Genomic DNA, 11,695 nt, shown 5'->3' with positions numbered 1-11,695 from the left:
CAAAATTGTTACAAAGCATATTAAAATTCGTGTAATCAATCATTTCCTTTGCTGTCAGTCATAAAACCATCGGCGATTTACACAGGTTGTGGTTAGCGAGGATTGTCGTTTACGACGATTTAACGTAATCAATCGCGTTAACGCACCACTCGCGTGGACCGTCTGGCGTGTTTACAGTGAACTCCTCATCAACTGCTTTTTTCAGCATCGCACGCGCCATGGGGGAGTCGATCGAAATATAGTCTTTATTGTCGCCGTAGATCTCGTCCGGGCCGACAATCCGCAAGCGCTTCACATCACCTTGTTCATTCTCGATCTCAACCCAGGCACCAAAAAATACGCTGCCATCCTGCTGCGGCGAATAATCAACGATTTTCAATTCCGTCAGGCATTTTCTCAAGTAGCGCACACGCCTATCGATCTGGCGCAATAAACGCTTGTTGTAGGTGTAGTCCGCATTTTCTGAGCGATCTCCCAGGCTGGCCGCCCAGGAGACAATCTTGGTAATTTCCGGGCGCTTTACATTCCAGAGATGATCATGCTCTGCCCGCAGTGTGTCATACCCCTCGCGGGTAATCAGATTGGTTTTCAAGTCGTTAACCCCGTTAGGCGCTTAGCGCGTACCATGTTCTTCACTATCCCCGCACGAAAAAAATCGCGCGTTCATTACACAGATTTACAGTTTTGGCTAATAATCTATCGACAGACATAAATATGTCATTTCTATCCCGTACTTTTAGCCACGGAGAGCTACGGAGAACGATTTATGTTTAGCTTAGACGCCATTCTGCAAGATCTTGTCCCGCATCGCCATACGCCACCCTGGCAGAAAACGGTTTTGCGTTCTCTGCTATTTGAAAATGAAATGCAGCAATTTGCGCGGCGTTACCCGCATTTGAAAGGATTGGATCTGGTCGAACAGATTCTTGATTACTTCAACTTCAATTGTGAAATGGTCGAAGGGGATTTAGAAAATATCCCCAGTCAGGGGCCGGTGGTGTTGGTTGCCAACCACCCCATTGGCTCACTGGACGGTCTGGCGCTACTCCGCACCGTCGCCAGCGTCAGGCCCGATGTCCGCATCGTCGCCAGCCAACTACTCTCTTATGTCGCCCCGCTCAAAAATCTGTTTTTTTCCGTCGATAACTTCAATAACCGCACCAAACGCCAACAGGTCAACGCCATCCAGCAGCATTTGGAAGGAGACGGCGCAATCATCGTCTTCCCAGCGGGTGAGGTTTCACGCGTCAGCCTGCAAGGGATTCGCGACGGTCACTGGCATAATGGTTTTATCCGCATGGCGAGCAAAGCCCGCGCGCCTGTGGTTCCGATTCATATCGGCGGACGCAACAGCGCGCTGTTCTATCTCTCCTCCATGGTTTATCGCCCGCTGTCCACCCTCCTGTTGGTGAGAGAAATGTTCGGCCAGCGCGATCAAACCCTCAAACTACGCATCGGTGCCAGAATTCCCTATACATCCTGGAGTCAGGGCGAGTGGAACGCCAACGATCTGGCGGCCCGTTTCCGGCGTCATGTTTATCGGCTGGGTCAAGGCAAACCCGGCTGCTTTTCCAGTGAAAAGCCCATCGCACTGGCCGAAGACCGCGTGTTGCTGAAGCGTGCGCTGTCTGAGTGTGAAACGCTGGGCACCACGCCGGATGGCAAAGTTGTCTATCTGTATCGACGCGGCGAAGAAGATTACGTGCCGCTGCTGCGTGAACTCGGGCGCCTGCGCGAAATCGCCTTCCGCGCGGTGGGCGAAGGGTCCGGCCAACGCCGCGATCTGGACAGCTATGACGATGACTATCTGCACCTGATCCTGTGGGATGACCGTGAACTGGAGATTGTCGGTGCCTATCGCTTTGTCTCGACGGCAAGCCTGATCGCAGAGAAAGGGAAAAGTGGCCTCTACAGCCACAGCCTGTTCCAGTACGGCGACGAAATGGACCCGATACTGGCGTCAGGCATTGAGCTGGGACGCAGTTTTATTCAGCCCAAATACTGGGGTAAACGCGGACTGGATTATCTCTGGCTGGGAATTGGTGCCTATCTGGCGCGTTATCCGGAACACCGCTATCTGTTCGGCCCGGTGTCGCTTTCCGGCACCTTGCCGCCGCATGCTCGCGATTTGCTGGTTGCGTTTTATCGCCTGCATTTCACGCCCGATCAGCCGCTGGCAACGTCGCGTCGCCCTTATCCAGCCTCGCTGCCTGACGTGCTGAAACAGTTTGAGGGAACAGACTACCAGCAGGATCTCACGCGGTTGAAAAGCATGCTCAGCAACATGGGCTGTGCGATCCCCACACTCTACAAGCAGTATTCGGAGCTGTGTGAGCCGGGAGGCGTGCGGTTCATCGACTTTGGCATCGATCCAGATTTCAATAACTGCATCGACGGTCTGGTGCTCGTCGATCTGAAGCAGTTGAAAGCATCACGCTATCAGCGCTATATCGCCCCTTTTACCAGCGACAGCGTTTCTTGATTGATCGATGCGTTAGCCCTCTAAAGGGGTTAATGCATCACACTTCTATTCATCAACACCATAGCCCCGCATATTTTGTCTCTCAGATCACACATTTCATACGAAATCCCATTTGCCGTAATTTACGTGATCAACTGAACGCTTTTCCTGCCGATATTAAAGATATTCTTATCTATATGTTTTTGAACGCGGGAGTTAACGATGTATCCCGAAAATGCGAAACATAGCTATAATCCCTTGTCATTACTTGCATCGATTACGATGGCAAGCCCCCTCCGTTATGCCTTCATAGCATGTCAAAAAATTAAGGATGTTTATGAATATGCTGAACAGAATCAAACTCGGCAAGATGCTGGGTATGGGATTTTCTCTGGTTATCATCATCAGCCTGATGGTGGCATTCTTCGGACGGCTCCAACTGGTTGGGCTGGGTAACGACATCAACCGGCTTTCCGGTACCACGTTAGCGAATATGTTATTGATTCAGGAAGTTAAAGCCGGTTTTGACGCCAATGCCCGTCTGATCCGTAACATGGCACTCAGCACCGATCCTGCGCAAATCAGGCAGGAAAAGCAGTTCGTCGACGAGCAAATCGCCCGCAATACCGCCAATCTGAAAAAGCTGGGGCAACAACTCGATACCGAAGGCACCAGCGCACTGCTGAAACAGTTTCAGGACACCCGTCCGCCGTACCTTGCGGCCTTTTTGAAAGCCATGGAGCTGGTGCAATCCACCGATCCACAGCAGCGCCTACAGGGTAATACCATTATTCTCAATGAGATGCAGACCGCGCAAAACGCGCTGTTCAAAGTGCTGGATGCGATGATGGCCTCGCAGCAGCAGGATACCAACGAGATTGTCAGCCACGCCCAGCAGGGGGCGCAGTCCGGCAGCGTCATCATGCTGATTCTCGCGCTTGCCGCCGCTGCCATGGCTGCGGTCGTGGCCTGGTTGATTACCCGCACGCTGAAAAACCAGCTGGGGGGAGAACCGCTCTACGCCACCCACGTTGCCCGACAGGTGGCCGATGGCGATCTGGCTGTCGATATCAACATCAAGCCGAACGACCATAGCAGCCTGCTAGCGACCATGCGTCACATGAGTAATAACCTGGGCGATATCGTCGAACAGGTGCGGCAAAGCAGCGAAGCTATCGCTTCCGGTTCTAGCCAAATCGCCGCGGGCAGTGAAAACCTGAGCCAGCGTACGGAAGAGCAAGCTGCCAGCCTGCAACAAACGGCCGCCTCAATGGAACAGATGAGTCAGGCAATTCGTCAGAATGCGCATACCGTACGCAGCGTCACTCAACTTGCTAGCCAGGCCAGCGAAACGGCGACCAAGGGCGGCGAGGCGATCGGCGATATGGTGATTACCATGAAAGAGATCTCCGACAGCTCACACAAAATCCGCGATATCATCAGCGTCATTGATGGTATCGCTTTCCAGACTAACATTCTGGCGCTGAATGCGGCGGTCGAAGCGGCACGCGCGGGTGAGCAAGGTCGCGGCTTCGCCGTGGTGGCTGGAGAAGTGCGTTCGCTGGCACAGCGTTCCGCCTCTGCCGCGAAAGAAATCGCGGTATTGATCAACACTAGCGTCGAAAAAGTGGAAGCGGGGAATCGTCTGGTTGAAGACACCGGCAGCACTATTGATGAGCTGGTACGTCAGGCGCGCAGCGTGGCAGATTTAATCAGCGAGATCGGGACGACCACGCAGGAGCAGGAATCCGGTATTTCGCAAATTCATGATGCCGTGAACCAGCTCGATCAGGTCACCCAGCAGAACGCCACGCTGGTAGAAGAGTCCGCGAATGCGGCAACCAGCCTGCGCGAACAGTCATCTCATCTGGTTACGCTCATGAACCATTTCCACCTGCGCGGCACACCAGCAGCCCGCCCAGCGCCGATGGCGAAGAAAACCCAACCGACTCGTTTAGCGCTCGCGCCGGTCGGCAACACACAGGATAACTGGGAAAAATTCTAGGCTTATCCGGCCTGCGATCACCATGCTGCCTATGCCGAGACATAGGCAGCATGGTGACAATCACATCAATCTGTCAACGAGGAAACATAGTCACGACGCGGCTGCCCGGTATAAATCTGGCGCGGACGGTAGATGCTGATGTCTTCCTGCTTATGCATCTCATCCCAATGCGCAACCCAGCCGATCGTTCTGCCAACGGTGGAGATAACTGTAAACATCGACGACGGCAGCCCCATCGCTTTGAGAATGACCGAGGTATAAAAATCGACGCTCGGGTAGAGTTTATTCTCCAGAAAATAGGCATCGGTCATGGCGATATGTTCCAGCTCCATCGCCACCTGCAACAGGCTGTCTTCCGTGCCGAGTTCATTGAGCACTTCATAACAGGTTTTACGCAGAATCGCCGCGCGTGGGTCGAAATGCTGGTAGACCGAGTTACCGAATCCCATCAGGCGGAATGAATCACAGCGGTCTTTCGCGCGTCGTACGAATTCAGGGACGCGATCGACCGTTTTAATCTCTTCCAGCATGCGCATACAGGCTTCGTTCGCCCCACCGTGTAACGGCCCCCACATCGATGCCAGCCCAGCCGCAATGCAGGCAAACGGGTTCGCACCGGAAGAACCTGACGCTCTGACTGCCATCGTAGACGGACACTGACCATGATCGGCATGCAAAATCAGGATGCGATTCATCGCCCGTTCCAGCACCGGATTCACTTCATACTTCTCTGCCGGAATCGAAAACAGCATGTGCAGGAAGTTGCCCGTATAGGAAAGCGAATTACGGGGGTACACGGACGGCTGTTCGATGGAATATTTGTAGCACATCGCCGCCAGCGTCGGCATTTTCGACAGCAGTCGCACTGCCGCCAGCTCACGGTGTTCCGCATTATGGATGTCCAAGACATCGTGATAGAACGCGGCCAGCGCGCCCACCACCGCGCACATCAGCGCCATCGGGTGGGAATCGCGACGAAAGCCGCTGAACATCCGGGCAATTTGCTCATGAACCAGCGTATGGCGAGTGATGTTGTCGGCAAATTTCGCATACGCTTCCGCCGAAGGCGCTTCGCCATGCAGCAGGATGTAACAGACTTCAGTAAAGTCACACTGCTCAGCGAGCTGTTCGACAGGGAAGCCCCGATGCAGCAGCACGCTATTCACCGCATCAATATAGGTAATCGCCGACTCGCACCCTGCCGTATTGGCAAAACCGGGGTCATAACTGCACAGCCCATGTTCACCGAGTGGACGAATATCCACCGCCGTTTTCCCCAGTACGCCGGAGCGCATATCCAGCGTGATATCCGCCTGCCCTTCTGCCGTCAACGTGGACGTTCTGACTGTCATGAACCGTTCTCCTGCCCGAATAGTGATGTTGTTCCCGTCCGCTCTCACGGGCTTCTGGATAGGTCATCCCGTGCGGCACTCAATGTAGAGTAATACTCGATTTACAACGGCATAAAGCCAACGTATGTCATACGCTAAAATCGTGAGTGGGTTGCAAGAATCTGACGGAAAATTGATGTAGGTAAATTTTGTTGCACTGAACAACGCGAGATCATCCGCGTTTTCCAGACGGCAGCGGCTGGCATTTTGCACGCTCAATCCGTATAACTGTCCCCACTTATTTAATTCACTTGATGACGATTGATATCAGACCCATGAATGATTCATTAAGCCACATTATCGCCAGCGAATTGCAGGCGCGTACGGAGCAGGTAGACGCGGCAGTCCGCCTGCTGGACGAAGGAAACACCGTCCCTTTTATCGCCCGTTACCGTAAAGAAGTGACCGGCGGGCTGGATGACACCCAACTGCGCCAGCTCGAAACACGCCTCGGTTACCTGCGTGAACTGGAAGACCGACGCCAGACTATTCTGAAATCCATCGACGATCAGGGAAAGTTAACCGCGCAGCTCGCTACCGCCATAAAAGGTACGCTGAGCAAAACCGAGCTGGAAGACCTCTACCTGCCGTACAAACCTAAACGCCGCACGCGTGGACAAATCGCGATTGAAGCCGGTCTGGAACCACTGGCCGATAGCCTATGGCAAGACCCGAGCCAGGAGCCGGAGCTGACGGCACAGGCTTATGTCGATGCCGAGAAAGGCGTAGCAGACGTGAAAGCCGCACTGGACGGCGCACGTTACATTCTGATGGAACGCTTTGCCGAAGACGCCACGCTGCTGGCAAAAGTGCGTAACTACCTGTGGAAAAATGCCCATCTGGTTTCCCGCGTCGTGGAAGGGAAAGAGGAAGAAGGCGCGAAGTTCCGTGACTATTTCGATCACCATGAACCGATTGCTCAGGTGCCTTCACACCGCGTGCTGGCGATGTTCCGTGGCCGTAACGAAGGCGTGCTGCAACTGGCGCTGAACGCCGATCCGCAGCACGAAGAAGCGCCACGCGAGAGCTACTGCGAACAGATTATTATCGACCACCTGAACCTACGTTTAGGGAATGCCGCAGCAGACAGCTGGCGACGCGCCGTCATTAGCTGGACATGGCGCATTAAAGTGCTGCTGCACCTTGAAACCGAACTGATGGGCAGCGTGCGTGAAAAGGCCGAAGACGAAGCGATCAACGTCTTCGCCCGCAATATGCACGATCTGCTGATGGCCGCTCCGGCGGGCATGCGCGCCACGATGGGTCTCGATCCCGGCCTGCGTACTGGCGTAAAAGTGGCGGTGGTGGATGCTACCGGCAAGCTGGTCGCAACCGACACGATTTATCCGCATACCGGTCAGGCTGCGAAAGCCGCTCCCATTGTGGCCGCACTGTGCCTCAAATATCAGGTTGAGCTGGTGGCAATTGGCAACGGCACCGCCTCACGTGAAACCGAGCGTTTCTTCCTCGACACGCAGAAGCAGTTCCCAGATATCAAAGCACAGAAAGTGATCGTCAGCGAAGCGGGCGCGTCGGTGTACTCCGCGTCCGAACTGGCCGCGCTGGAATTCCCCGATCTGGATGTCTCGCTGCGTGGTGCGGTGTCTATCGCCCGTCGTTTGCAGGATCCGCTGGCGGAACTGGTGAAGATCGATCCGAAATCCATCGGCGTAGGTCAGTATCAGCATGACGTAAGCCAAAGCCTGCTGGCGAAGAAGCTAGATGCGGTGGTCGAAGACTGCGTAAACGCCGTGGGCGTTGATCTGAACACGGCCTCCGTGGCGCTGTTAACGCGTGTCGCCGGGCTGACGCGCATGATGGCGCAAAATATTGTGACCTGGCGTGATGAGAATGGCCGCTTCCATAACCGCGAACAGCTGCTGAAAGTCAGCCGTCTGGGGCCAAAAGCCTTTGAACAGTGTGCAGGCTTCCTGCGCATCAACCACGGCAATAACCCACTGGATGCCTCTACCGTTCACCCGGAAGCCTATCCGATCGTAGAGCGCATTCTGGCCGCGACCGAACAGGCGTTGCAGGAGCTAATGGGGAACCCTAACGCACTGCGTAACCTGAAACCCTCAGATTTCACCGACGAGCGTTTCGGCGTACCAACAGTGACCGACATCATCAAAGAGCTGGAAAAACCGGGTCGCGATCCGCGCCCTGAGTTCAAAACCGCCAGCTTCGCCGACGGCGTGGAAACCTTAAACGATCTGCTGCCGGGCATGATTCTGGAAGGCGCGGTCACCAACGTCACCAACTTTGGCGCGTTTGTGGATATCGGCGTCCATCAGGATGGCTTAGTACATATTTCGTCACTGGCCGACCATTTCGTCGACGATCCGCACAAAGTCGTGAAAGCAGGCGATATCGTCAAAGTGAAAGTGATGGAAGTGGATCTGCAACGTAAGCGTATCGCGCTGACCATGCGCCTTGATGAACAGCCGGGCGACACCGCATCACGTCGTGGCGGTGGCAATGCGCGTGGCGATAGCAATACGTCATCGCGTCAGCCAGCCGGTAAATCACGTCCTCGTCCCGCTAGCGCCCCTGTCGCAGGCAACAGCGCGATGGGCGACGCCCTGGCCGCCGCCTTTAAAAAGCGTTAACGCAGCCCTCACTATTATTTAAAAGATGCCTGACCTCGTTTTCATAAGGTCAGGCATCTTTCCTGCCAAAATATCGCCATCCTGTTTCCCTAATAAAACCACGTTTCATTTATATTGAAATATTCAACCACTTCGCGAGTGTTTTGTGATCTGCATCTAGGTAAATAAATTACCGTTGCGTTATTATTGTTCTATATAGGAAACCATAGTTTTATATATAGAACACCATGAATATATTCCAACAGCTCGAACACAGTAAAGCGCCGGCAGCCGTTCGTTTAGTGATGATTATTGACTACATCGCCAAACATGACGAAGCCAGCTTCACTGAGATTTGCACTGATTTGTCTATACCTAAAAGCAGCGTACATCATCTACTGGAAGTGCTGGTGGTGACGCAATTGTTACGTCAGCGCGCTGACGGTCGTTATGTTTTGGGGTTAAGACTGTTTGAGCTTGGCGGTTTGGTAATAAAGAATATTGATCTGCGTAAAGACACGATTAACTTTATGCATGAATTAGTCAAAGAGACGGAGTTGACCTGCCATCTTGGTATTATGGACGGCGATAACGGTTTCTTCCTGAGTAAAGTGGAATCTCCCAAGGCCATTGTAAAAACATCCTGGGAAGGTAAGAAAATTGTATTTAACCGTATGTCTCTGGGGAAAGTGCTCGTCGCCTGGCTGCCACAGGAAAGAATTGAATCACTGATTGCCGATTGCACCTTTGAGTATTTGACGCCCCGGACGATTACCAACAAAGAAGATTTCCTACAACATCTGAAAATCGTCAAGGAACAGGGCTGGGCAATAGACGACGGCGAAGATATAGAAGAGATCTGCTGCATGGCCGCGCCAATCTTTAACCAAAATGGTGAAGTCATCGCCGCTATCGGCGTTAACGGTATGCAGTCGCAATATGCTAATGGAAAAAAAGAAAAGCATCTGGCAAGCCTGATTAAAACCAGCAAAGCGATTACCGCTCATATTAACAGTCGGAATATTGATAGTAGATAATATATTTATCGAAAATAACCAGAGTAAATTTTAATTTGTGAATACAGTCATGAAAAAATCAGCATGACGGATATTTCACGACATAAATACCTGTAAACGCTAATCAAGTGTTACGGGAAGGCCACCTATAACTAAAAATAGAGGAATGGCCATAAATATCAAAACAACGAAGAATATTAATTATCAATTTTATAATGGGGACAACCATCTTCACTAGTTAATGAAATCGGGTAATAACCCCTTGGGTTTTATTCCCCCTATTTATTACTGAATACCAATACTCCATCTGCTTTCACTGAAAGCGGGCTGAACATGCTTTTATCTTTTAATGAGGTCTTTTATGAAAATCAAACAAGCTATTGATAAAATCCCTGGGGGATTAATGCTAGTGCCGCTCTTTTTGGGCGCACTCTGTAATACCTTTACGCCAGGAGCCGGGAAATTTTTAGGTTCTTTCAGTAACGGCCTGATTACTGGAACAATCCCGATTCTGGCAGTATGGTTTTTCTGCATGGGCGCGTCTATTGAATTTAAAGCAACAGGAACGATGCTGAGAAAATCAGGCGTTCTGGTGGTCACCAAAATCGCCACCGCCTGGATTGTGGCGCTGATCGCTGGCACATTATTGCCGGGAGACGGCATCCAAAACGGGATGCTGGCTGGGATCTCCGTACTGGCGCTGGTCGCAGCAATGGACATGACTAACGGTGGTTTGTACGCTGCATTGATGAACCAATACGGTTCGAAAGAAGAAGCGGGCGCCTTCGTACTGATGTCTCTGGAATCCGGCCCGTTGATGACCATGGTCATTCTGGGTGCCAGCGGTATCGCTACCTTTGAACCTCAGTTATTCGTCGGTGCCGTACTGCCTTTCCTGATTGGTTTTGCATTGGGCAACCTGGACCCGGACTTGAGAAAGCTGTTCGGTAATTCAGTACAAACGCTGATTCCTTTCTTTGCCTTTGCGTTAGGTAACACCATTAATTTATCAGTGATCCTCCAGACCGGCTTCGCAGGTATCTTCCTCGGCCTGTTGGTGATTGTTGTTACAGGCATCCCGTTGATTCTGGCGGATAAATTTATCGGCGGTGGTAATGGCACCGCAGGCGTGGCCGCATCCAGCAGCGCCGGTGCCGCCGTCGCCACTCCCCTGTTGATCGCGAATATGGCTCCGGAATTCGCTCCGGTCGCTCAACAGGCAACAGCGTTAGTCGCCACCAGTGTGATCGTGACATCAGTACTGGTACCCATCCTTACGGCAGTATGGGCAAAACGCTTTTCACCTAAAACCGCATAAGAAGGTAGCAAAATGGACGTACGACAAAGTGTTCACAGTGAACATGCGAAAACGCTTGATACCACAGAGCTGAGAAAGAAATTTCTTATTGAGCAGATATTTACGCCAAACCAATACACCATGACCTACAGCCACATTGACCGTATTGTGGTGGGCGGGATCATGCCGGTGGATGGCGAGATAACGTTTGATGATGGCATCGGCAAACAATTTGGCGTGAACTATTTTCTTGAGCGTCGCGAGCTGGGGCTTATCAATATCGGTGGCCCGGCAAAAATTGTCATCGACGGTACAAGCTACGAGGTTGGCAATGAGGAAGCGCTCTATGTCGGAAAGGGAGCCAAAGCCTTAGCGTTCAGCAGCCTGGACAGCGCCAAGCCAGCGAAACTGTATTATAACAGCGCACCAGCGCATGCCGTTTTCCCGACACGTATCATTACGCAAGACGATGCGATCAAAGCACCGCTGGGCGACGTCAAGACCTGCAACAAACGGACGATTTGCAAATATCTGGTGCCGGAAGTGGTGGAAACCTGCCAACTGAGTATGGGATTAACGCGTCTGGCGGAAGGCAGCAACTGGAATTCCATGCCGACGCATACCCATGAGCGCAGAATGGAAGTGTACTTCTATTTTGATATGGCGGAAGACACCATTGTTTTCCATATGATGGGTGAACCGCATGAAACGCGTCATTTGGTGATGCATAACGAACAGGCGGTGATCTCCCCTAGCTGGTCGATTCACACCGGCGTCGGCACCAAAAACTATGCCTTTATTTGGGGCATGATCGGCGAAAACCTGACGTTTGACGATATGGACCATATCGCGATGTTGGATTTACGCTAATCCCTCTGGCGTTATACCGATAACGTAAGATGCAGCAGGGTGAACGATGTTCACCCTGTTTCTTTCT

The 11,695-nt window shown here is 52.3% G+C and carries 8 protein-coding genes; 6 read left to right on the top strand and 2 right to left on the bottom strand.

Annotation, left to right across the window (positions count from 1 at the left end):
- Positions 1–109: 109 nt before the first annotated feature.
- Positions 110–592 carry a transcription elongation factor GreB gene (greB, locus tag K7X24_RS09800; RefSeq protein ID WP_224554594.1) on the bottom strand — a complete coding sequence of 161 codons (483 nt, stop codon included), beginning with the start codon at positions 590–592 and terminating at the stop codon, positions 110–112.
- Between the two features lie 174 nt (positions 593–766).
- Between greB and K7X24_RS09795 the strand changes: the two genes are divergently transcribed.
- Positions 767–2,482 (top strand): lysophospholipid acyltransferase family protein, encoded by a 1,716-nt coding sequence (locus K7X24_RS09795; RefSeq protein ID WP_224554592.1) that lies wholly within the window; start codon positions 767–769, stop codon positions 2,480–2,482.
- A gap of 316 nt (positions 2,483–2,798) precedes the next feature.
- Complete coding sequence (locus K7X24_RS09790) at positions 2,799–4,466, top strand: methyl-accepting chemotaxis protein (protein WP_224554590.1); 1,668 nt, start codon at positions 2,799–2,801, stop codon at positions 4,464–4,466.
- Positions 4,467–4,531: 65 nt separating this feature from the next.
- Here the strand turns inward: K7X24_RS09790 and K7X24_RS09785 are convergent, their stop codons facing one another.
- On the bottom strand, positions 4,532–5,818 hold the full coding sequence (locus K7X24_RS09785; RefSeq protein ID WP_224554588.1) for a citrate synthase: 1,287 nt from the start codon (positions 5,816–5,818) through the stop codon (positions 4,532–4,534).
- 314 nt (positions 5,819–6,132) lie between these two features.
- Between K7X24_RS09785 and K7X24_RS09780 the strand changes: the two genes are divergently transcribed.
- The 4 genes from K7X24_RS09780 (at position 6,133) to kduI (ending at position 11,628) form a co-directional block, all read left to right on the top strand.
- Positions 6,133–8,466 carry a Tex family protein gene (locus K7X24_RS09780; protein ID WP_224554586.1) on the top strand — a complete coding sequence of 778 codons (2,334 nt, stop codon included), beginning with the start codon at positions 6,133–6,135 and terminating at the stop codon, positions 8,464–8,466.
- A gap of 227 nt (positions 8,467–8,693) precedes the next feature.
- Entirely contained in the window at positions 8,694–9,482 is a 789-nt protein-coding gene (locus K7X24_RS09775; RefSeq protein ID WP_010308986.1) for an IclR family transcriptional regulator, read from the top strand.
- Between the two features lie 340 nt (positions 9,483–9,822).
- Positions 9,823–10,779 carry a 2-keto-3-deoxygluconate transporter gene (kdgT, locus tag K7X24_RS09770; RefSeq protein WP_224554583.1) on the top strand — a complete coding sequence of 319 codons (957 nt, stop codon included), beginning with the start codon at positions 9,823–9,825 and terminating at the stop codon, positions 10,777–10,779.
- 12 nt (positions 10,780–10,791) lie between these two features.
- Positions 10,792–11,628 (top strand): 5-dehydro-4-deoxy-D-glucuronate isomerase, encoded by an 837-nt coding sequence (gene kduI, locus K7X24_RS09765; RefSeq protein ID WP_039541681.1) that lies wholly within the window; start codon positions 10,792–10,794, stop codon positions 11,626–11,628.
- Positions 11,629–11,695: the final 67 nt, after the last annotated feature.

It is taken from the genome of Pectobacterium versatile, from assembly GCF_020166435.1.
Classification (GTDB): Bacteria; Pseudomonadota; Gammaproteobacteria; order Enterobacterales; family Enterobacteriaceae; genus Pectobacterium; species Pectobacterium versatile.
Note: the sequence above shows the minus strand (reverse complement) of the source record. Positions and strands in the feature narration are given on the sequence as shown.